The 23127-nt window shown below is 60.8% G+C and carries 19 protein-coding genes and 1 pseudogene; 4 read left to right on the top strand and 16 right to left on the bottom strand.

All coding sequences use genetic code 11. The features are described 5' to 3' along the window. The first annotated feature begins 204 nt into the window (after positions 1-204). Positions 205-738: a GNAT family N-acetyltransferase gene (locus tag PH558_RS23210; RefSeq protein WP_285206775.1), complete on the top strand. Its 534-nt coding sequence runs from the start codon at positions 205-207 to the stop codon at positions 736-738. A gap of 40 nt (positions 739-778) precedes the next feature. Here PH558_RS23210 and PH558_RS23205 read toward each other — a convergent pair whose 3' ends face one another. The 9 genes from PH558_RS23205 to PH558_RS23165 form a co-directional block, all read right to left on the bottom strand. After that, entirely contained in the window at positions 779-1723 is a 945-nt protein-coding gene (locus PH558_RS23205; RefSeq protein WP_095437377.1) for an isoaspartyl peptidase/L-asparaginase family protein, read from the bottom strand. An 88-nt stretch (positions 1724-1811) separates the two neighbouring features. Then, complete coding sequence (locus PH558_RS23200) at positions 1812-3350, bottom strand: hydantoinase/oxoprolinase family protein (protein WP_285206771.1); 1539 nt, start codon at positions 3348-3350, stop codon at positions 1812-1814. Next, positions 3347-4423, bottom strand: a complete 1077-nt coding sequence (locus tag PH558_RS23195; protein WP_285206770.1) for an S-methyl thiohydantoin desulfurase family protein — start codon at positions 4421-4423, stop codon at positions 3347-3349. Before PH558_RS23195 ends, PH558_RS23200 begins: the two co-directional genes overlap by 4 nt. Positions 4424-4491: 68 nt before the next feature. Beyond that, positions 4492-6087 carry an ABC transporter substrate-binding protein gene (locus PH558_RS23190; protein WP_285206768.1) on the bottom strand — a complete coding sequence of 532 codons (1596 nt, stop codon included), beginning with the start codon at positions 6085-6087 and terminating at the stop codon, positions 4492-4494. 41 nt (positions 6088-6128) lie between these two features. Next, positions 6129-7262, bottom strand: a complete 1134-nt coding sequence (locus tag PH558_RS23185; RefSeq protein WP_285206767.1) for an S-methyl thiohydantoin desulfurase family protein — start codon at positions 7260-7262, stop codon at positions 6129-6131. Beyond that, the gene (locus tag PH558_RS23180; RefSeq protein WP_113407181.1) at positions 7255-8811 is read right to left on the bottom strand and encodes a hydantoinase/oxoprolinase N-terminal domain-containing protein; all 1557 of its coding nucleotides are present in this window, start codon (positions 8809-8811) and stop codon (positions 7255-7257) included. The genes PH558_RS23185 and PH558_RS23180 overlap by 8 nt, the downstream gene beginning before the upstream one ends. Positions 8812-8828: 17 nt before the next feature. Next, entirely contained in the window at positions 8829-10475 is a 1647-nt protein-coding gene (locus tag PH558_RS23175; protein WP_113407182.1) for an ATP-binding cassette domain-containing protein, read from the bottom strand. Positions 10476-10478: 3 nt separating this feature from the next. Continuing rightward, positions 10479-11360: an ABC transporter permease gene (locus PH558_RS23170; protein ID WP_095437370.1), complete on the bottom strand. Its 882-nt coding sequence runs from the start codon at positions 11358-11360 to the stop codon at positions 10479-10481. Beyond that, entirely contained in the window at positions 11360-12388 is a 1029-nt protein-coding gene (locus PH558_RS23165) for an ABC transporter permease (protein ID WP_285206766.1), read from the bottom strand. The genes PH558_RS23170 and PH558_RS23165 overlap by 1 nt, the downstream gene beginning before the upstream one ends. A 136-nt stretch (positions 12389-12524) precedes the next feature. Between PH558_RS23165 and PH558_RS23160 the strand changes: the two genes are divergently transcribed. Next, on the top strand, positions 12525-14879 hold the full coding sequence (locus tag PH558_RS23160; protein ID WP_285206763.1) for a helix-turn-helix transcriptional regulator: 2355 nt from the start codon (positions 12525-12527) through the stop codon (positions 14877-14879). A 23-nt stretch (positions 14880-14902) separates the two neighbouring features. Here the strand turns inward: PH558_RS23160 and mnhG are convergent, their stop codons facing one another. Genes mnhG through PH558_RS23130 form a run of 6 tightly spaced genes read right to left on the bottom strand, consistent with a single transcriptional unit; the run spans position 14903 to position 20903 of the window. Beyond that, a complete protein-coding gene (mnhG, locus tag PH558_RS23155) occupies positions 14903-15286 on the bottom strand; it encodes a monovalent cation/H(+) antiporter subunit G (protein WP_113228633.1) in 384 nt (127 codons plus the stop codon). Then, entirely contained in the window at positions 15283-15564 is a 282-nt protein-coding gene (locus PH558_RS23150; protein ID WP_068393522.1) for a K+/H+ antiporter subunit F, read from the bottom strand. Before PH558_RS23150 ends, mnhG begins: the two co-directional genes overlap by 4 nt. Next, positions 15561-16037 carry a Na+/H+ antiporter subunit E gene (locus PH558_RS23145; RefSeq protein ID WP_095437366.1) on the bottom strand — a complete coding sequence of 159 codons (477 nt, stop codon included), beginning with the start codon at positions 16035-16037 and terminating at the stop codon, positions 15561-15563. Before PH558_RS23145 ends, PH558_RS23150 begins: the two co-directional genes overlap by 4 nt. Further along, positions 16037-17647 carry a monovalent cation/H+ antiporter subunit D gene (locus PH558_RS23140; protein WP_285206761.1) on the bottom strand — a complete coding sequence of 537 codons (1611 nt, stop codon included), beginning with the start codon at positions 17645-17647 and terminating at the stop codon, positions 16037-16039. Before PH558_RS23140 ends, PH558_RS23145 begins: the two co-directional genes overlap by 1 nt. Further along, positions 17644-17982, bottom strand: coding sequence for a Na+/H+ antiporter subunit C (locus PH558_RS23135; RefSeq protein WP_015342763.1), 339 nt, complete (start codon positions 17980-17982; stop codon positions 17644-17646). Before PH558_RS23135 ends, PH558_RS23140 begins: the two co-directional genes overlap by 4 nt. Then, entirely contained in the window at positions 17982-20903 is a 2922-nt protein-coding gene (locus tag PH558_RS23130) for a monovalent cation/H+ antiporter subunit A (protein ID WP_350223820.1), read from the bottom strand. The genes PH558_RS23135 and PH558_RS23130 overlap by 1 nt, the downstream gene beginning before the upstream one ends. Before the next feature lie 78 nt (positions 20904-20981). Between PH558_RS23130 and PH558_RS23125 the strand changes: the two are divergent. Next, positions 20982-21266: pseudogene (locus PH558_RS23125) on the top strand (helix-turn-helix transcriptional regulator); the annotation flags it as partial. 321 nt (positions 21267-21587) lie between these two features. Then, entirely contained in the window at positions 21588-22148 is a 561-nt protein-coding gene (locus PH558_RS23120; protein WP_285206760.1) for a cytochrome b, read from the top strand. Positions 22149-22274: 126 nt separating this feature from the next. On the opposite strand, the gene PH558_RS23115 is transcribed toward PH558_RS23120, so the two are convergent. Continuing rightward, positions 22275-23006 carry a phosphodiesterase gene (locus PH558_RS23115; protein WP_113407190.1) on the bottom strand — a complete coding sequence of 244 codons (732 nt, stop codon included), beginning with the start codon at positions 23004-23006 and terminating at the stop codon, positions 22275-22277. Between the last annotated feature and the right edge of the window lie 121 nt (positions 23007-23127).

Below are 23127 nucleotides of genomic sequence, written 5' to 3'. Positions count from 1 at the left end.
GTCCCCTATTCCTGCAGGCCAGGCCCGCAAGAGGCGGCGCTTTTGCGCGCCCATTGCGGCAATATATTGTCTAACGCTAAAAAATAGGCAGCAAATAAAATCGCGAGATACTAGCTTTTCATTGCTGCCTCGCGCCAGGATAGTGGTGTCGAATATACTCCCTCACCACTTCTATCGGCATTTTCAATCCGCAGGCGCTCTATAATGACCTCAAGATCGATCCATCGCTCCTCCATCGAAACAGCGCGTCTCCGCCTGCGCCCGACGTCAGCAGCCGACGCAAAACGCGCATTCGAAATTCAGAGTGATTGGACAGTGACGCGGATGCTGAGCAACGCCACCTATCCGCCTCACCAGGAGGATGTCGAGAACTGGTTTTCCAGCCATCGGCGCGAATGGGCCGAAGGCTCCGCCTATCGCTTCGCCATCGAACAAGCCGAAAGAATGATCGGTGTCGTCGATGTCGATGGCATTGTCGGCAGCACGGGCAGTCTTGGATATTGGCTGGAAAGGCAAGCCTGGGGAAAGGGCTATGCCTTCGAGGCGGCGCAGGCGCTGATCGGCTTCGTCTTCCACGAAGTCGGCCTCTCCAGCCTCGAATCCGGTCACGCATCCGACAACCCGGCCTCTGGACGGGTGCTGACCAAACTGAGCTTCCGCCAAGTGGGCAGCAGGGAGCTTTTCTCGCGGGCGCGCAGCGAAACCATCGTTCAATGCTGCTATGTGCTCGAGCGATAAATGCCGTGAACCCACAGCGCGGTGCTAAGCCGCAGCGTCCTCAAAGCTCGATTTCGTAGACCCGCTCATGCGTCGCGACGAAACCCTTGCCTTCCGGCGTCACCCAGCCACGAAACATTCCCGGCGTATTGTAAGGCGCAACGGCAATACCTTGAGCATCTATAGCCACCAGCCCGGCGCCGATCTGATGCGGCGCCAGATCGTGATTGATCAACCCCTCGGTCGCGGTCGCGATATTCTGCTTCAGATAGGCCATGCGGGAGGCAATCTCGTGTCCAACGACATAGCGGATGAAGAACTCGCCCTTACCCGTTCCAGACACCGCGCAGATACCATCGCGTGCATAGGTGCCCGCACCGATGACCGGGCTGTCGCCGACGCGTCCGTCAGGCTTGTTGTTGTAGCCACCCGTCGAGGTGGCGGCGGCAAGATGGCCGGCGGCATCGAGCGCCACCGCCCCGACCGTGCCATGCTTTTCGTTCTCGGTTCCTTCGGTGCCGGCAGCGGCATGGCGCTTCATCGCCTCCAGCGCCTCGACTCGCTTCGGTGTGGTAAAATAGGATTGCGGCTCGATCTGCAGCCCCTTGGCTTCGGCAAAGCGATCCGCAGCCGGACCGGTCAGATAGACGGCACGGCCATCCTCCATCAATGCGCGGGCAGCCTTGATCGGATTGCGGATCGCGCGAGAGGCGCTGATGGCGCCCGCCTCCAGCGTCGTCCCGTCCATGATCGAGGCATCGAGTTCGTGCACGCTGTTTTCGTTGAGCGCTGCGCCATGGCCGGCGTTGAAATACGGGCTGTCCTCCATGATCACGACAGCTGCCTCGACGGCATCGACCGCGCTGTCACCGGCCTGCAACCGTGCATAGCCTGCACGCAAAGCGGCAGCCAGGTCGCGGCGCGCGCCCTCCCATTCCTCTGGCGTCATGCTGTCTTCGGGCATGACACCGCAGCCACCGTGAATTGCCAGCGCAATCTTCGTCATTTTCCACTCCGATCCGGCGCCGGTGCAACCTTTATGCCCAACACCGCTCTCCTCACCAACGCCCGATCAGCCTGATCGGAACGCCATTTCAGTTGAAGGCGATATCGCCGATGACCCTTACTCTTATGCGGCGCGCTCCGCCGGGAAGATAGGCGATCGGAATATCCTCGACTTCGAGCGTCTTCACGCTTTCGCGGCTCGCACCGGAAGCAACGGCTGCATCCTGCGCCTCCACTTCCGCCTTGGCGATGGCGTCGTCGCGGCTCAATCCCGAAAACACCTGGTCGACTTCACCCGACACCTGCGCCATCGCCGCACCGAGCGCATTGGCAACGCCGGCATTTTCAACGCGAAGAACTTCGGAAGCTCCCGCGATCTTTTCCGGGATCAGGAAGGCGCCGCCGCCGACGGCGATCAAGGGCACGTCCTCTGCCGACGTCTTCATCTGGTCGAAGCTGTCCGTCACCATATCGTGGATTCGTTCGAGGCTTGCCTTAACGAAGGCCGGATCGAGATCGCGAACGCGATCCCTGTCTCCCATCTCGATCAGACCGGCGGCGACGGCGACGTCCGAAGTCGTCAGCGTGTTGCCGCCAAAGACGCGCGCCTCCGTCAGGATGCGGTAGCCGACCGAACGCGGCCCGATCCTGCCGGTTTCCGGATCGATGATCGTTCCGCCGCCAAGGGCGATCGGCAGGAGGTCGGGCATGCGGAACAGGGTGCGCACGCCGCCGATGTGGACGATATTGTTGGCCTCGCGCGGAAAACCGCCGACGAGGCAACCGATATCCGAAGTGGTGCCGCCGACATCGACCACCATGGCGTCGCTCAAGCCGGTCAGGAAGGCGGCACCCCGCATCGAATTCGTCGGACCGGAGGCAAAGCTGTGAACCGGATTGGCGGCCGCGACATCCGCCAGCGCCACCGTACCGTCGTTCTGCGTGAGGTAGAAAGGTGCGGTCACGCCTGCTTCGCGCAGCGCATCCGAGAACGCCTGTACCGTGGTCCTGCCGAGCGACTGCAGCGCCGCATTGAGAAGTGCGACGTTCTCGCGCTCCAGCAGACCGATCCGCCCAAGCGTATGTGACAGCGTGATTCTCGCATCCCGGATCACCGAGCGGACGATCTCAGCCGCCTTGACCTCGCATTCGGTGGTCAGCGGCGAGAAGGTCGCTGATATTGCGATCGACGTGATGCCGGCATCGCGGATCTGCATCGCGGCTTCGCGGATCTCGTCGGGGATCATCGGCACGAGCGGGCTGCCGTCATATTCATGACCGCCATGAACCATGAAGATGAGCGGATCGACCGCCGCGTGCAAATCACTAGGCCAGTCGCACATGGGCGGCAAAGAAGCACCGGTCGGCAGCGCAATGCGGATCGCAGCCACCCTTTCCAGTCGCGCCCGTTCGACAACGGCGTTGGTAAAATGCGTGGTGCCGATCATCACGGCGTCGATCGGCCGGCCGGATGCGCCGGCATGGCCGGCCACATGGCTGAGAGCCGCCTTCACGCCCGACATCACGTCCTGTGTCGTGGAAACCTTGATGGAAGCGATGATCGTCTCACCGTCGATCAGAACGGCATCCGTATTGGTGCCGCCAACGTCAATGCCGATGCGTTTCATGCGAATACCGATCTGAAATCAATGTCGTAACCGAAGGCACGAGGACCGACCGCAACGATCCCCGCAGGCGAGGTCAGGAGTTCGGGTGCGGGCAGCGCAATAACGGTTACACGCTGGCCGTAACGCACGGATTCCGTGCCGATGGCGCTACCGGAAATCGTATCGAGCAGGCAAAGGAGGTCCGGCGTCATCGCCACCGGCTCGCCATCGCGGAAGGCGACGGCCCACTCATTCTGGAAGGCCAGTTCCATCCGCGAACCCTTGTCGGCATCGATACCTTCGATCACGGACCGCCCGCGAAGGAAGCCGCCGGTGGTTTCGCGCGCCACATCGATCACCTTGCCGCGAAACAATTGTTTGCCGCCCTCGTGATCGAGAACCGCCTTTACCGGATCGTCATGACGGGCACGCGCCTCGATGACGGCGCGACCAAGTTCCGTAGCCTTCGTTATGGTGTAATGGATGCCCCATTCCTTCACCTCGTGACCGGTGCGCGGCGCCTTGCAGGTGGCGGCAGTCGAGCCAACCTCCGTGCAGACCTTGCGCGAAATTCGCTCCATCCATTTCCAAGATGCGGCCTTCGTGACGATGACCTCATTCTCGCGTACGTCGACGAGGGAAAGCGGATACATCGGCAGATTGCCAATGGCGAAGGAGGTCATCTGCGCCTCGGGATAGGCGCGTCCCATCGCATCGGCATTGACGACCGGCCGGCCCAGCATCGCCGCGGCGAGAAAAGAGGAGAGCGCATTCGAACCACCGATCTCGACGCTCATGATCGCGCGAAAGGGCTTGCCGAGATAATCCTCCATGACCTCGACGGCGCGCGCCAGATGCACGGGATCGCTGAGACGCTCCTGCCCGACCAGCGGCGCGCCCATCTTCGAGACGACCGCGACCATATCGTCGTCATCGAGCGCCATCGGATCCATCACCTGCACTCGACGGCCCTCGGCATAGAGTCTTCGAAGGTTAAGGGTCGAGATATAGGGATTGCCACCGCCGCCGGTTCCCAGAATCCAGGCTCCCGTTGCGAGCGGCTCGATATTGTCTTCGGAAAATTCCTGAAGCATGTTTCACCTTCGGCAATAGCTCCCCCGACCCCGTATGGGGCCGGGTCTATGTCATGTGCAGGCGAAGGTCAGTTCGCCTTGCAGTCCCAATGGAAGTTCGAGAAGTTCAGATCCCAGCTCTGCATCGGGATGAACGCATAGCCCTGAAGGCACTTGTTTGCCGCATAGCGCCGGTTTGGCGATACCGCCCATACGTCGGGTTGCAGGTCGGCGAGCTTGACCTGCAGCTCCTTGTAGGTCGCGTTCTGCTCCTTGATGTCGGTGGTCGACCTCGCCTTGTCGATCAGCGCATCGACCTCGGGATTCTGCAGCCATTCCATCGACATCCACGTGCCGGAAGCCTTGGAGTGATACTGGTTATAGAAAATCGCATCCGGCGACGGATAGTTGGGCGAGATGTTGACTTGTGTCGAGGCCGGTGTGGTCTCGGGTTTGGAGGAGAGCTCGACGATGCGGTTCCAGGGCTCGGGCTTGATGTCGAGCGTGATGCCGATCTGTTCGAGATTGGCCTGCATCAGCAGCGCCACTTCGGATTCGAAAGCGAGCGAGGCGACATAGCTGTTGACCAGCGTGATCTTCTGACCGGCATATTTCGATTTGGCGAGCTCCTCCTTCGCCTTTTCGAGATCGAAGACGCCGGGCTGGATATCGTCGTTGTGCGCATCCTTGAACACGGTCGAGAGCGGGCCGGTCATATCGAAGCCCGGATAGATCGCTTCCTGAATGGTCTTGTAGTCGGTGGCATAGGCGATTGCCCGGCGCACATGCACGTCGTCGGTCGGATAGACCTTGCTGTTCAGCTTGATGACGAAGCCGCCGGCCGTCGTCGACTGGAGCAGCTTGTAGCCCGGCATCTTGCCGATGGTTTCATAGGTGTCGTTACCGAGACCATGCGAGGAGAGACCGAGCTCGCCCTTTTCGGCAAGCGCCTTCACGGTGGCGTCGTCGCTCGTCTGGACGAACCGCACTTCGTCGATCGGCGTTCCCTTGGTCCAGCCCAGGAAGTAATCGGGATTGCGCGCGATTACCATATCGGCAGAGCGATTGTAGCTGACAAGCTTGTAGGGACCTGAGCCGGCAGAATGGTCGCCCACATAGGCTTCGCCCCACTTGTCGTCCGGCTTGGAATTGGCTTCGATCAGCTTCTCGTTCAGCGCCATCATCAGCGGCGTCACGGCCATGAACGGCGAGAACTGGCGATCGAGCTTGACGACGACGGTCTTGTCATCGGGCGCGGTGACATTGTCGGGCTGCACGAGGCCGACGATGAGGTTCGAGGGGCCCTTGTTGATGCCGATCAGGCGGCGGATCGACCAGACGAAGTCGGATGCCTTGACCGGCGTGCCGTCCTGGAACTTGGCGTCATCGCGAAGATGGAACGTGTAGGCCAGCCCATCCTGGGAGATATCCCAGGATTTTGCCAGATGGGGCACGATCTCGCCCGAAGGGCTGACGGTCGTCAGCGCGTCATACATGTTCACGATCGCCATATAGCCCGTGTAGTCTGTGACCTTGGCCGGATCGAGCGAGCTGAAAATCTGCATCGTGTTGACGGCAATCGACACCTTGTCGGCCGCCGACGCAGCAACCGAAGTCAGCGGCGACGCCATGACGCTCGCGAGCAGAAGCGCCGAAAGACGCCGATTTCTGGAACCCATCTTCATTCTAGTTCTCCTCTTTGATGCGGGAACTGCCCCGCTTATGGTTAGGCTGCCTTCCGGCCCGGAGCCGGCAACGGCGAATAGGTGATGTCCGGATAGCCGAAGGCAGCCGGGCCGACGACATCGAGCGCACGCGCGCTGCGCAACAGCTCGTGGCAGGGAATGGCGACGACGGCGACGCGCTGGCCGTAGCGCAGCATTTCGGTTGTGATCGGATAGCCGGTATCGACATCGAGCAGCACGATCAGATCCGGCACGCAGACCTCGATCGCGCCATCGCGGCGGAAAACCAGGAACTCGTTCTGGATCGCCACGTTCGCCGTCTGGCCGTTGCAATCGTCAAAGCCGGCGAGCTCCATGTCGCCGACAACGAAACCACCACGCAGATGGCGCTTCAGATCGGTGATCTTGCCGTTGAACACCCGCCGCCCGCCTTCCAGCGCGCAGACGGCGGCAATCGGGTCCTCCTGTGCCTTGCGGGCGCGGATCACCGCTTCGCCGAGCGCGATCGCCTTGGTGAAGCTCTTTGGAATGCCATACTGATGGACGTAATGCGCCTGCATCGGCGCTGTCGCCAGCATGGCACCGCCACCCTGCGCCACGACGCAGGCGCGCGCCATCCGCTCGTGCCAGACTTCCGACACGGCATGGCTGAAGATCACGGCATTGCCATGCAGGTCGCACATGACCGAAGGCGTCGAGCTGTGGCCATAGATCGAAAAGGTCGTCATCTGCATTTCGGGGAAGGCACGGCCCATGCCGTCGCAATCGAGGATCGGCAGGCCACCGAGAGCCGCTGTGACGAGCGGGTTCATCGAATTCGCGCCGCCGATCTCTTCGCAGACGATCGCATCGATCGGCGTGCGGATCAGCTCTTCCATGGCGCGCAGGCAACGCAATCCCTCACGCCCCTCGCGGATGCGCTCGACGCCGACGACAGGCGCACCGATGCCACCGATCGACATGCAAAGTGCATCCGGCTCTATGGCGTCGGTCGCGAGAACCTTCATCTCATAACCGGCCTTCATGGCTTCGAGAACGAGGAGCTTGCCCTGGTAGGGGTTGCCGCCACCGCCGGTGCCGAGAATGCCCGTCCCGATTTCCAGCGCATCGAGATCCTCCGGCGTCAGCCGGCGCAGAGCGGCGTCATCATATTTCTGCTTGCGCGTCTCAGGCATGATGGCCTCCCATTTCACCGACGACTTTGACGTGGATGCGCGTGGCATTGCCTGGCAGATAGGCAAGAGGCGTATCCTCGCGCTCGATAACTTCCAGGGTTTCCGCAAGAGCGCCCGCCGCGATCGCCTTTTCGCGCGCCTCCGCTTCGGCTTCCGCAAGCGCGCTCTCGCGCGTGCGGCCATTGACGAGCGAGAAGACGCGATCCGTTTCACCGCTGATCTGGGCGATGGCGGCGCCGACAGCATTTGCCACGGCGAAATTCTCAGGCATGATCACTTCGAGATCACCGATACGGTCGGGCATGAGGATCGAACCGCCGCCAACAGCGATGACCGGTACCGGCGTCGAGGAAATTCGACTGCGCTCGACGCAAGCTTCCAGCATGGCGTTGATCTTTGCCACGGCCGCGTCGACCAGACTCTTGTCGAGATTGGCGACCAGTGCTCGATCACCGACTTCGGCCTTGCCGGCGGCAACAGCGATGTCAGTGGCGGTCAGGGTCGATCCACCAAAGCAGAGCGCCTCCTTGCGTACGCGATAGCCGACCGACTTCGGTCCGATTGTAATGCCCCCTTCACCCCTGATGACGAGCGAACCGCCGCCGAGGCCGATCGAAAAAACATCGGGCATGCGGAAATTCGTGCGAACCCCGCCGATGTCGACGGTCGTGGAAGCCTGGCGTGGAAAGCCGTGCGATAAAGAGCCGACATCCGAAGTCGTACCGCCAACGTCGACGACGACGGCGTCCTTAAGCCCGGTCAGAAACGCGGCGCCGCGCATGGAATTGGTAGGGCCGGAGGCAAAGGTCAGCACCGGAAAGGCACGCACGACATCGGCGGCCATCAGCGTGCCGTCGTTCTGGGTGATGTAGAACGGGCATGGGATACCAGCCGCCGCAAGCGCCTTGCCGAAGGCTGCAACGGTGCGATCCGCCAGCGACAGCAGGCTCGCATTCATGATCGCCGCACTTTCCCGCGCCAGCAGGCCGTGACGGCCGATATCCTTCGACATCACCACTGGCAGGCCGGGGCAATGCTGCTGCAGGATTTCCTTGGCCCGCACTTCCATCGCATCGTTGATACCGCTGAAGACGCAGGTCACGGCGGCAGCCTTCAGGCCCTTCGTACGAATTTCGCCGGCAATACGCACGATGGCATCTTCATCGAGCGGCGAAAGCTCGCGTCCGTCGAATTCGTAGCCGCCCTTGACCTGATAACCGTGATTGCCGACGATCTCGCGCAGATCGTCGGGCCAATCGACCATCGGCGGCAGGCCGGCGCCCGACGGCAGGCTCAGGCGGATGGCTGCGACCTCATCCATATGGCGGCGCTCGATGACCGCATTGGTGAAATGCGTCGTGCCGATCATGACGGCGGCGATACGGCCCCGATCGATGCCCGAGGCATCGACAACCTTCTCCAGCGCCTCGATCACGCCCGAAGTCACATCTTCGGTCGTCGAGGCCTTGACCCCAGCAAGAACGGTCTTTCCCTCCAGGACGACGGCATCCGTATTGGTGCCGCCGACGTCAATTCCAACGCGATACACGTTAGGCTCCTCTTCGATCAGTCTGTGGTTTTGACGAGGAAGCGCATGCGCTCCTCCTCGGTCACGATGGGCTTCAGGCGTTCCTCCTCGTCGGTAACGACCGGGATCGCCGCGATCAGCGCGCGCGTGTATGGGTGATCGGGGGCGGCGAAGACCTGGGGCGTCGCTCCCTCCTCGACGATCTCGCCTCGCAGCATGATGGCGATGCGCGAGCAGAAATTGCGCATCAGCGAAAGGTCGTGCGAGATCATCAGATAGGTCAGACCCAGTTCCTCGCGCAGCTGCAACAACAACTCGATTACGGTTTTCTGCACCGACACATCGAGCGCCGCCGTCGGCTCGTCGAGGATCAGAATCTTCGGCTCGGCGGCAAGCGCGCGGGCAATCGCCACGCGCTGCTTCTGGCCGCCCGAAAGCTCATGCGGATACTTTGCCAGATAGGATTGCGGCAGCCGCACGAGATCCATCAGTTGCTTCATCCGTGCTTCGCGGGCTGGTCCATCCATGCCGATGGATTTCAAAGGCAGCGCGAGCGTTTGCTGCACATTGCGCTTGGGGTTGAGCGACGTGCCGGGGTTCTGGTAGACGATCTGCGTCAACCGCCTGCCGCGCCCTGGTGCCGGCGCATCGATGGCAACGCTGCCCGATGTCGGGCGAGACAGGTCCATGATGATGCGTGCAACCGAGGTCTTGCCTGAGCCGGACTCGCCGGCCAGCCCGAAGATTTCGCCCTGACGCAACGTCAGGTTAACGTCGCGAACGGCATGGAAGCCGGGCTTCCGGCCATAGATCTTGTTCAGCCCTTCGACCCTGACGATAGGCGCGCCATTGCTCTGCGGCAGATCGGTCACGCGCTTGCCGTAAAGCGGCGGCACGGCGTCGAGGAGCGCCTTCGTGTAGGGTTGATGCGGGGCAGTGAGTATCTCGCGGCAAGGCCCCGCCTCGACGATATCGCCGTGATGCATGACCACCACTCGGTCCGCCACCTTGCGCACGACACCGAGATTGTGGGTGATCATCAGAAGAGCCATGTTCTCCTCGATCACCAGCTGGTTGATCAGGTTCAGGATCTCATCCTGGATCGTCACGTCGAGCGCAGTGCCCGGCTCATCGGCGATCAGAAGCTTCGGCTGGTGCAACAGCGCAAGCCCGATCAGAACGCGCTGACGCATGCCGCCCGAAAGCTCGGACGGATAGGCGTTCATCACTCTCTCAGCGTCAGCAAGCTGCACCCTCCGCAAGACCGCGGCAATTCGCGTCCGCCGCTCGGCCTTCGACGAGCGAATGCCATCACGCTTGTCGGCAAAACGCATGACATCATCGAGATGCGTGCCGATCTTGAAGACCGGGTTGAAGGACGAGAGCGGGTCCTGCATGATCAGGGAAAAGGCCGTGCCTTTCAGCGCCTCGCGTTCCCTTCGCTGCATTTTCAGAACGTCACGTCCTGCGACGGAAATAACGCCGGAGTTGATGGCGGCATTCTTTGGCAAGGTGCCGATGATTGCCTTTGCCGTCACGGACTTGCCCGACCCCGTCTCGCCAATCAGCGCGACGCGCTCGCCCGCTGCGACAGTGAAGGCAATGTCTCGCAGCACTTGTCGCGTGCGGCCATAGGTGGTGAAGGAGACGTTCAAAGCCTCGATCTTCAGAAGCGGCTCGGTCATGGTTCAGCTCTCCACATCGAACATGTCGCGCAAGCCGTCACCCAGGAGGTTGAAACCGAGCGTTACGTAGAAGACCGCGGCCCCTGGGCATACGACTTCCCACCAGTAATCGGGCATGAACTGGCGACCGTCGGCGACCATGGAACCGAGATCGGGAATGGGTGGCTTCACACCGAAGCCGAGGAAGCTGAGCGTGGCGCCGAACAGGATGACGAAGGCGGCATCCAGCGTCGTCTTGACGGAGATGACCGCCACGCAATTCGGCAGGATTTCGCGAAAGAGGATATGCATCGGTCCGGCACCGGCAAGGCGAGCCGCCTCGATGTAATCTTCCGACGCGATGGACTTGGAAACGGAGTAGATCAGCCGTGCATGCCATGTCCACCAAAGCAACGTTATGGCGATCATCGCGTTCATCAGGTTCGGCTCGAGCAGGTTCGAAACGGCAAGCGCCATGACCAGCGGCGGCATTGCCAGCATCACGTTTGTCAGGCCGGTTATGATCTTTTCAACCCACCCGCCGGAGTAGCCGGCGATCAGGCCGAGCACGGTGCCGATCGGCACGGAAATGCCGAGCACGCCGATGACCAGAAGCAGCGAGACGCGCATGCCGAAGACCGTGCGGGAAAAGATATCCCGACCGACTTTGTCGGTTCCGAACCAATGGGCGGCATCGGGTGCAACGTGTCGGGCACGGAAATCGACCACGGCGCCGACATGTTTCGGATACGGCGTCAGCCACGGCGCGAACACCGCCAGCACAAAGACCGAAATCAGGATCAGCGTGCCAATCACCGCGGCCGGATTGCGGCTGAAGCGATACCACATCATGTAACCGGTGCTCAGCGCGCGGTCGGACGCATCGAGCATCTTCATATCGGCCATCAGCGTGCCTCCTTGCGGCGCAGGCGCGGGTCGATCATCGAGATCAGGATATCCACCACCAGGTTCGCAACGATGAAAAACAGGCCGGCGACCAGCACCACGGCAGTCACGGCATTGAGGTCCTTTTGCAGGATGGCGTTCAGCCCGTAGGAGGCGAAGCCGCCCCAGGCGAACACCATCTCGATGACGAAGGCATTGCCGATCAGCGATGCGAATTCGAGGCCCATGATTGTCAATGGCGCGATCGACGACAGCTTGAGAAGGTAACGGAAAATGATGACCCGCTCCGGCACGCCGAAACTCTGCAGGGTCAGAACGTGATCCTTGCGCTGGTTCTCCAACATGGAGGAACGAGTGATGCGGGTAATCTGGCCGATGCCGGCCATGGCCAGTGCGAAGGCCGGCAGCACGAGATGCTGAAGCGCATCGACGAACACATCCAGACGTCCGGCCAGCAAGCCGTCGATCAATAGAAATCCGGTCGGTCCGGGTTGAAAGCTCAGGGAATGATCGAGCCGGCCGATGATTGGCCAATTCGGCAGACAACGTGCGGCAAGCAATTGCAGGCTGATCGCAAACAGGAAACTCGGAATGGTCACACCGGTCAAGGACAGGATGCGGCCGATATGATCCAGCGCACGATCCCTAAAATGTGCGGTGATGACACCGAGCGGAATGGCCACCACGAACATGAAGATCACGGAGACGAGAACCAGTTCTACGGTGGCTGGCACCGTCTGTTCCAGATCTGTCGTGACGGGACGTTGCGAGACCAGCGACATCCCCAGATCGCCTTGCAGCGCCTTGCCGACAAAGTCGACGTATTGCACCAGAAGCGGCTTATCCAACCCCATCTGTACGCGCAGCGCATCGACCTGCTCCTGCGTTGCCGCAGGGCCGAGAGCCATGCGCGCGGGATCTCCCGGTACGACGCGCGCCAACGCGAAAATCATGATGGAAAGCGCGATCATGACCAGAACGAAGGTGCCAAGCCGCGTCAGGATCGCGACCAACGGATGTTGCTGCATCGACGAGAATTTCCTTGTTCGTCAGCTAACTGACAAACAACAATCCTCATCTGCGGACGACGGACAACCGGCTGGAGGTATAGTTTTTCAGCCTTATGGTATAGGTTATTTTTCAATACGCGCCTACAAACACCGCATGCACAGATTGATTGCCCGACCTCATCTCTGCCATCGCATCGCGACGGAACACGCCGGCGTCATCTTCCTGCGCGCTCCTGCGGGAGCCGGAAAGAGCACAGTCCTGTTCATGGCTGCAAAGGCGATGGGCAAGGAGGTCTGCAACCTGCAGCAACCGCGCATGAGCGACGTGAGGGATGGATGGCTCTTATGGGACGTACCGGTTTCCGCTCGATCGGCTCGTCTTTCCGCTCAGCTCCTGGAGACCGTCGACGTTCTGGTCATCGCCTGCCGCCCCGATCAGCGCATCAGCGGGCTGGCGCGGCTCATCCTGCATCGAGGTTCGGTGACGCTCGACGCCGGCGATCTAACATTTTCCGTTGAGGAATTGGGGGAACTGCCAGTCGAAGAAGCCAATCGGTTGGTCAGGGATTATGCCGGCTGGCCGGTTTTCCTGCCGTTGACACGCCAAAAGGACCCTCGCCTATCCATCGACTATCTGCGCGAGAATTTTCTCGGCCACCTTTCGCCGGGACAGACCGCGCTGCTTTCCATCTGGCTCGAAACGCGATCTCCTGTCACCGTCGAGGAGTGGACGAGCCTTTTGCCACCACGCCTGATCGAGGCACCGGACGAACATCAGGAACTGCTGACACTCCTGACAGACGCCGTCAGCGAACGCCTGGCAACCTTCGAAACCACCGTCGCCGTGATCGAGGTAGCCTCCGCTTTCGAGCAGGCGGGTCGTGCGCTTGCCGCCATGTCGCTGCTCCTCGATCATGGGCACGAGGCCCATGCGGCGCAGATTCTGGAGCGCGCTCGGGGTCTGGAGCTGATCTATCGAAACAGCCTCGGGACCTTTCGCGATATCATCATGCGCTTTTCCCACGAGATGATCGCGACCAACGAAGTCGTGCTTTTTGCCATGGCTCGCACGCTCCTGAAGCTCGGAGAATTGCAGCGCGTGCGCCACCTCGTCGGCAAACATCTGGGTTCGGACTATCTCGATCCGCTGAAGGTCCTGCTGCGCGGATCGCGCTTTTCCTTTGCGGCGCGAACGTTCCGGCTCAACCTCATGATTTCCGAGGACCTGATGCCGACGGACGCCATGATCACCCGCCTCGGCGAGTTCATGGCGGATTATCCGATGGGCGATTACGGCAAATGGGCCGCCTATTACAACGCGCTGCTGGAATTCGAAATCCGCCGCCGGAATTTCCGTGAAGCGGAAGCCGCTGCGGCCCGCGCCTTGATCTATCTCGGCCATATGGGTGGCCAGCCGCTGCTGGAATTCTTCATCCATCTGCATCAGACGGTATTGCGTCTCATGAGCGGCGATGCTCTTTTCGCGCGTCGTGCCGCTCAGGAAGCACGGCAGAAACTGGAACAGGTGCCGCATGCAGCAGAGGCGGAATTCCGCATGCTGCGGCTCGCCGAAGCCTGTATCTCCTACGAAGCCGGCCGGCCCCGCGATCTTCTTCAATTCGTTCAGAACGAATTCGATGATTTTGCCGCCGCGGAAATCTGGCCGAGCCTGATGCAGTTTGCTCTCCACTATACATCACAGGTGCTGGCCGATCACTTTCCGATGGTGATCAGGCCCGGCTTTCTCGACGGGCTCTGGATCCATCTGTCCGAGGGCCTGCAATTTCACGCCATGATGGAGATCCGCACCGCCATCGCTTACCAGAATGCCAATCGCTGGAGCGATGCGGCAGCAACGCTCTCCGCCGTCCGAATGCGTATCGGCCGCAACTGGGTGGAAAGCGCCAACGAGGAGCTGACGCGCCTGGCCCGCCGGGACGAAATTTCCTATGCCATGGCATGGCTGCGCGACAGCGTGCGCCTCTCGACACCACGTCCCTATCTGTCGCGCCAGATCGATGCGCTGATCGCCAACCCGAAAGTCACCAACCGCGAGAAAGTCGCCCTGCAGCTATGGCAAAGCTATGGCGCCTATCAGCGCCGGGACAATGCTGCGACGCGTGCGCATCTTCTATCGGCGCTTGAAGGCGCAACGCGCCTTGGCTGCAACGGCGTGCTCTCCGAGGAGCGGATCTTTCTCTCGCCGCTTCTCAAGAACCAGCGCATTCGCAGCTTCATCGAAACCTCGTCCGATGTGCGCACCGCGCTTTCGCTCTTTGCAAGCTCCGTGAACTCGCCACAGGCGAAAGCCCTCCAGGGTGGTCTCTCGCAGCGCGAGGTCCAGATGATTCAGCTGATCGCGAGCGGCATGTCGAACAAGCGCATTGCTCATACCCTTAATGTCTCCGAGGTGACGGTGAAGTTTCATCTCGGAAATCTGTTCCGCAAGCTGGGTTGTCATCGCCGCGCCGAAGCAATCCGAGCGGCAACCGCACTCGGCTGGCTGTAAGCCTCGAACGGGCGGATTGAACGTTACGAGAGGCGCCCCTCGGTCGATGTCTCCTGAGGCGATTGCTTAGGCGGAACATTGCCGTTCTGCTCGGCGCGATCGCGGTGCAGCGCCGCGCGGGCGAGCAGCATGAAGGTGATCGGCGTCGTCACCGTGATGAAAATACCGATCAGCAGTTCATGAATGACGAGGGACCGCGTCGCAGTCGAAAAGAAGATCATCGACGCGATCATGATTGCCCCGATGCCGCCGCTCGTTCCCAATGTCGGCGCATGGATGCGCTCGTAGAATGTTCCAAGCCTCAGAAAACCGATGGCGCCAATGAGCGTCAGGAAAGCGCCGATTACGAGAAGCCCACCGACGGGGATAGCGGCCCACAGAGGTATGTTTTCGAACGGCGTGCTCATTCGATCACCTCTCCGCGCATCAGGAATTTCGCCAATGCAACGGTTGCAACGAACCCCAGCATGCCGATGACGAGCGCCGCCTCGAAATAAACGACACGACCTGTGCCTATGCCGAAGGTCAACAACAACAGCATCGCATTCACATAGAGCGTGTCGAGCGCGATTATGCGGTCCTGCGCGCGCGGGCCGCGAAACATGCGGATGGAAGCAATCGCCATGGCCGCCACGATCATCAGCTGCGCGGCCGCTACGGATATCTGGATGATCATGGCGCTCATGCGAATATCTCCATCAGCAGGCTCTCGTAGCGATTGGCGACCGTATCGCGCCATTGCGCCTCGTTTTCGAGATCGAGGACATGCAGCAGCACGGTATTGTCGTTGGAATCATATTCCAGCCACGCGGATCCCGGCGTGCTGGTCAGGATAACCGCAAGCAGCGCCAGCGGGATCTGATCCCGCACCCTGAGCTCAAGGACCACGAAGCCCGGCGTCGTCTTGCGCGAGCGTCCCCTCAGGATGATCCAGGCCACCTGGGCATTCGATTTCAGGACATCGAAAACGACCCGGAAGAAGAGCTTGGGCAGCAAATACCATTTCCTCAGCCTCGATTTTTCGGGCCGCAGCGACGCCATGCCCCAGGAGGCGAAAACGGCGACGATGATGCCGAGGATAAGCTGACCGAGCGTGAAGCCGTTCAGCAGCAGCCACATCAGGATCAGGCTCAGCGCCAGGAGCGGATAAGGCAGCATCACGGACCTCTCGCTTTCGCGGGCGCAACTACCGCATTGCGAACCGCATCGACATAGACGTTCGGGTCGCTGAGTGTGCGAATGGTCGCATCCATATAGTGCATGACGGGGCCTGCCCAGATCGTCAATGCAAGCGTCAAGGCGAGCAGGCCCATGACCGGGAATATCTCGATGACAAGCACACGGGGAACCGTGCCCTCCAGCGAACTCCAGAATGTGCGTATGCCGGCCCGTGTCATGGCAATCAGGGCGGCAATGCCGGAGAGAATGACCAGCAAGATCAGCGCCCATACCGCAGCGCTCGGCGGAATGCCGATCGCGCCGGTTCCCATCATGGCCGAGAGCATGGCGAACTTGGAGACGAAGCCGGAAAGAGGCGGCAGGCCGGCCAGCAGAATGCCGCAGGCGGCAAAGCAGATGCCGAGCATTGCCATGGTGCCGGGCATGGTCACCCCAACGCCTTCGGCTGGTTCCTTCTCCTCGGCATCGCCATAGGCTTCCATCGTGACGGCAAGAACGCTGGCGCCGGCATCCTGGCCGCGCTCGACGAGCTCGATCAGCATGAAGAAGGCGCTGATCGTCAGCGTCGAACTGACGAGATACATGAGCGCGCCGGACGAGATGGAGCCGTCATTGATACCGATTACCATCAGCAGCGTGCCGGATGAGACCAGCACCGAGAAGCCGGCAAGCCGGCCAAGCGCCTGAGACGCCAGCACACCGACCGTTCCGAAGATCAGAGTTGCCATCCCTCCATAGAGAAGCACGGTCGCACCGAAGCCCGCGGAGGGGCCGGCGCTAAACAGCAGCATGGTCAATCGCAGGATGACGTAGATGCCGAGCTTGCTGAGGATCGCGAATATGCCCGCAACCGGCGCGGAAGCCGCGCTATAGGCCGTCGGCAGCCAGAAGCAGAGCGGCCACATGCCGGCCTTGATGAGGAATGCGATGCCGAGCACGCCGGCGCCCGCCTGCATCAGCATGCGGCGATCGGCCGACATTTCCGGGATGCGCACGGCAAGATCCGCCATGTTCAGCGTTCCCGCCGTGCCATAGATCAGGCTGACGCCGATCAGGAAGAGCAGCGCCGCCGCGAGGTTGACGGCAATGTAATGCATGCCTGCCTTGACGCGCAACGGACCGGAGCCGTGCAGCAGAAGGCCGTAGGATGCCGCCAGCATGACCTCAAAGAAGACGAAGAGGTTGAAGAGATCGCCGGTCAGGAACGCGCCGTTGACGCCCATCAGCAGCAGCTGGAACATGGTGTGGAAATGCGCGCCGACCGCGTGCCAGCGCGCGAGCGAGAATATCAGCGCGGCGACGGCGACGATGGATGTCAGCAGCAGCATGAGTGCCGACAAGCCATCGAGCACGAGCACGATGCCGAAGGGCGCGCTCCAGTTTCCCAGCAGATAGGCGCGCTCCAGCCCCGGCGATCCGCCTTCTGCACGGAAGAGCACAAGTGCAATGACTACCAGCAGGAGCGTTGCCGCCAGGCTGATGAGTGCCTTCAGCGTGCGCGAACGCTCGTCGATGAACACCAGCAGTGCGCCCGCAATCAGCGGAACAAGGATCGGCGCGATGATGAGGTGATGCGACCAGCCTGTCATTTCCGGTCACTCCGTCCGTCAACGTGATCAGTACCGGTCAGGCCGCGCGAGGCAAGCAGCACAACGAGGAAGAGAGCCGTTGTCGCAAAGCCAATAACGATTGCCGTCAGCACCAGAGCCTGCGGCACCGGGTCTGCCAGAGCGTGCGTTGCGGTGCCATCGCCGAGCAGCGGCGGCACATTCGTCTTCACGCCGCCGACGCCGAAGATGAAGAGATTGACGGCATAGGAGAGCAGCGACAGCCCGATGATGACCTGATAGGTGCGCGGACGCAGGATCAGCCAGACGCCGCAAGCCGTCATCACACCTATCGCAATGGACAAGATGAGTTCCATCAATCCCCCTTTGCCTTGTCGGCATCGAGCGCCCGCAGGCGGTTGATACGGATCGACTGGTGCGCAAGCGCGACGAGGATCAGAACCGTGGATCCCACGACGAGCAGGAAGACGCCGAGATCGAAGAGCAGCGCGCTTGCCGCCGGCACTTTGCCGATCAACGGCACGTCGAGATACTGGAAATGCGAGGTGAGGAACGGATAGCCGAAGAACCAGGCGCCGATACCTGTCACCGTCGCGATCAGAAGCCCGGCGCCCATCCACCGCAGCGGCAGGATGCGGATGCGATCCTCAGCCCAGCGCGTACCGCCGGCCAGATATTGCAGCAGGAAGGCGATCGAGAGCGTCAGGCCGGCCGAGAAGCCCCCCCCTGGCGCATCATGCCCCCGCATGAAGATATAGACCGACAGCGCGATCACGAAGGGGAACATCCACTGCATGATGACGGAGGGCACGAGCAGATAGTCGCGCACCGTATCGCCGGCCGAACGCTCCGGCCGTTCTTCGTCGAAACGGTTCTGGATCCGCTGCTGTTCCGGCATCTCCATGCTGTCGGGCGCAGGGCGGAAACGACGCAGCAGCGCATAGACGGTCAAGGCAACGACACCGAGGACGGCGATTTCGCCCAGCGTATCGAAGCCACGGAAATCCACCAGGATAACGTTGACGACATTACGGCCGCCGCCCTTCGAATAGGCATTCTCCAGGAAATAATTCGCGATGGCATCGGGCACCGGCATGGTCATGACGGCGTAGGAAATGAACATCATGCCGACGCCGCAGATGACGGCGAGCGCCAGATCGCGGAAGCGGCGGAAACGGGCGCGCAAATCGACCGTATCGTCGATCCCTTCCGTCCGCTTCGGCAGCCAGCGCAAACCCAGCAGGATGAGAACCGTCGTGACGATCTCGACGAGAAGCTGGGTGATCGCGAGGTCCGGTGCCGACAGCCAGATGAACGTCATGCAGACGATCAATCCAACCCCGCCCAGCATCACCAAGGCAGCAAGCCGATGATATTTGGCAAAGAAGGCTGTGCCGATCGCAAGGCAAATACCAATCGCCCAAACTGCGGCGAAGACCGGATCGGCGCCCAGGAAGGAAAAATGCTTGGCTTCGAAGCCGGACAGATAAAGCGGTAGCAGGCCGGCCGCAAACCCCGTCACCACGACCCAGCGAAGCTGCGGCTGCAGCTTTCGCGTGCCGATCCGCTTTTCGGCGGTTCTCGCCCAATGCCAGGAAACCTCGACCAGCACTCGCTCGAAGATTCGCTGCCCTTTCAGGCGGCGGAAGATGGGCGGGCCGTCGTCACATCGCGACAGATAATCCTTGAAAGTGAAATAGAACACCGTGCCGCCAACCAATGCGACGATGCTCATGATAAGAGGCAGGTTGAAGCCGTGCCAAAGCGAAAGGCTGTATTGCGGCGTATCGGCGTTGAGGACGCTGACAACGGCCGCATGCAGGAAGGGTGCCACCGAAAGCGCCGGAGCGATACCGACGACCAGGCATACCACGACGAGGAGTTCGATCGGGAAACGCATCCAGCGCGGCGGCTCATGCGGCTTGGCGATCGGCAGATCGGTCGGCGCCGGCCCGAAGAACACCGTCTGAATGAAGCGCAGCGAATAGGCAACGCTGAAGGCACTTGCGAGCGTCGCCACATAGGGAAGCATGCGATCGAGGATGGAATCCGCATGGGTTTCGATCGCTTCGGCGAAGAACATTTCTTTCGACAGGAAGCCGTTGAGCAGCGGAACGCCGGCCATGGCGGCACTCGCGACGATCGCCAGCGCCCCGGTGAACGGCATATAGCGGAACAGACCGCTCAGTCGGCGCATGTCGCGCGTGCCGGTCTCGTGATCGATAATGCCGGCGGCCATGAACAGCGACGCCTTGAAGGTCGCGTGGTTCAGCATGTGGAAGATGGCGGCAACCGTCGCAAGCGGACTGCCGAGGCTAAGCAGGGTGGTGATGAGACCGAGATGGCTGATCGTCGAATAAGCGAGCAGCCCTTTGAGATCCTGCTGGAACATGGCGAAATAGGCGCCGAGCAACAGGGTGATGATGCCGGCGGCACCGACGATGTAGAACCACTCGTTGGTGCCGGCGAGAACTGGCCAGAAGCGCGCCAGCAGGAAGACACCGGCCTTCACCAGCGTGGCGGAATGCAGATAAGCCGAGACCGGCGTCGGCGCCGCCATCGCATTCGGAAGCCAGAAATGGAACGGAAACTGCGCGCTCTTCGTCAGCGCACCGAGGAGGATGAGTATCAGCGCAGGCAGATAGAGCGGATGATTGCGGATGATATCGCCGGACGCGAGGATCTTGTCCAGATCGTAGCTCCCGACGATATGGCCGAGCAGGATCAGCCCGACCAGCAGGCAGAACCCGCCAATCCCGGTGATCGTCAGCGCCATGCGGGCACCGTCGCGGGCGGCGGCGGTGTTGTGCCAATAGCTGATCAGCAGGAAGGAGAAGATGCTGGTCAGCTCCCAGAATATCGAAAGCAGAATGACATTGCCCGACAGCACGATGCCGAGCATCGCGCCCATGAAGGCGAGCAGGAAGGAGAAGAAGCGGGGAACCGGGTCTTCTTCCGACATGTAGTAGCGGGCATATACGATGACGAGAAAGCCGATGGCGGTGATGACGAGCGAAAACAGCCAGGCAAAACCATCCAATCTGAGGCTGAAATCAAGCCCGAGCTGCGGCAGCCATTCTATGCTATAACGGACAACGCCGCCGTCCTTGACGGCAGGATAGAAGCTTGCGGAAATCAACAGTGCCAGAAATGTGACAGCTCCGGCGATCCAGGCCGGGCCGCGCCGCGACTGCGTGCGCAAGAGGCATACGGAAAGAAGACTTCCGATAAACGGCAGAGCCAAAAGTGCTAGAATAAAGAGAGGCTCGCCAGTTATCCCAAAACGTCATTCCTTCGCTTGGCCGGATCACGCCAGACTGCCACGACGGCAAAACCCCTAGAAATCCGGTGTATTATGTCCTATATGACAAATATCGCCCAATATGGGCAGCTTCGAACCCTGCGTCAAGGTAAGATGGCGATGATTTTGACACCAGCGCTCTGCCGGGCAGCCCGCGGCTTCCTCGATTGGACGCAGACGGAACTTGCCGACCGCTCCGGCGTATCGCGCAGCACGATTCGCGACTATGAAGGCAACCGCCATAGCCTGCATCGGGCGACGGAGGCGCAGTTGCGTTTGGCGCTCGAGGCCGGAGGAATCGCCTTCTTCCGGATCGAAGGACATGAGATCGGCATTTGTACGAAGGCCGTTGTCGCCGAAACGCGAGCGCAGACTCACACGGAAAGCTGCGAGATCCTTTCCAGCGCCAGCGAAAGAAACCGGGCACCTCCCAAACCGGAGCAATAGTGCCGGATAGAGCTGGGTGTGGCCGACACAACTTCCGACGAGAAAGTCGCTTTTGCAAACCGGAATGAAGCCTCTGGCTGGCACCCGACGTCACATCGCCGGCGGTCGATAAATATCCGCTCGCGAGAAGGTGAACGGAAAGGCCCTCAATTCAACCATATTCCGACCGATGACCGCATCCGCGCCGTAACCCCTAGACGACCGGAGAAACCGATGTCCGACACGACAGCAATCACAGTAGAGCCGCCCACTACCCGCTACCGATCGTCACAACGGCTTCTGCATTGGCTCATGGCCATCGTCATCATCTCGGCGCTCGCCATCGGCCTTTATTGTTCCTACCTCACACCGGGCATACCGCTGCGTCGCGCCCTTCTCGACATACACAAGTCCCTCGGCATGACGGCGCTTTTCCTCATCGCCATCCGTCTGCCGCTCAGGCTTTCGCTAGGGGAGCCTGCTTATCAACGGCCACTTGGCGTCTTCAATCACTATGCCGCCCGCGGCGCGCATATCCTGCTCTACATCTTGATGATCCTGATGCCGCTTGCGGGCTACATCACATCCGCTGCCGGCGGCCATGACCTGCCATGGTTCGGCCTCTTCCAGTGGCCCAATCTGCTGCCGCTCGATAAGGGCCTGGAAAGAACAGCCGCCGAGATTCACGAGTATGGCGCCTATTGCCTGTATGCCGTCGTCAGTCTGCATATCCTGGCAGCGCTCTGGCACCATTTCGTCCGTAAGGATGAGGTCCTGAAAAGAATGCTGTTCTGATCCGATTCTTTGCAAGGCAAAGAATGCTCAGCCTTCGAAGGTTGGCGCCGCACCTAGTGATGACGGGCCAACCTCGTCATAGGCGCCTGGGAACCGGTCTATTTCGGCCTCAAGGAGGAAATTGCCTCAGACCGAAACATGGCTGCTGACGAGATGACCATGTCTCAGATCATGAATCATCAAGGCGGGAGGGTCCGCTGCTTGCGGCACGCGAGATGCGTTGAGCATCAGCGGATTGGCAGGACATATGGAACCGCATATATAGGCAGGAATGCCCGCGAACAGGCTTGACATGCTCCGATGAACATGACCGCTACAAATAGCAGCCGGCAGTCTAATGCCGCTCTTCAGCAGACCCGCCAAGGCTTGCGTACCCTTGCACATGACCGCATCCAACGGAGGAATACCGCAAGGGAACACATGATGATGGGTGAAAAGCAACGCCGTGCCATTCGGGCTACCCGCCAACGCCCGCCGCAACCAGGAAAGATGTTGCGTGACATCGCCATAGGCCTCGCCATCCACGCAGGTATCGAGCCCGATTATGACAGACCCGCCGCAGGGTTCGATAAAATGCATTGCCGGCCGGTCGTGCCAATAATCCGGTTGCGGCATGATCGCCCGCATGACGGCTCGATCGTCCGAATTACCCGGAAGGATCAATGAACGACAGGCAAGGCGATGGAGCGATGTCGATATGAGGCTATAGCCTTCGGGCCAACTCCCATCAACCAGGTCGCCGGAGACCACCAGCAAATCCGGCTGAAGGACCGCTAACCAGGATACGGCACGGTCAAGCCGCGCCATGCTGTCATTCGTCGGGCTGGCGTGAATGTCGCTAATCTGGGCGATGAGCATGAGATCCGTTTCATGATGATGTGATATGTCAAACAACGATCGGTGCGAGGCAGATCATACATCGCCTTGAGCTCGCGTGCAGCCAAACCGGCTCGCATTGGAGAACATACTGCGATCGCAT

The organism is Rhizobium pantanalense (assembly GCF_030182525.1).
Taxonomy (GTDB): domain Bacteria; phylum Pseudomonadota; class Alphaproteobacteria; order Rhizobiales; family Rhizobiaceae; genus Rhizobium.
Note: the sequence above shows the minus strand (reverse complement) of the source record. Positions and strands in the feature narration are given on the sequence as shown.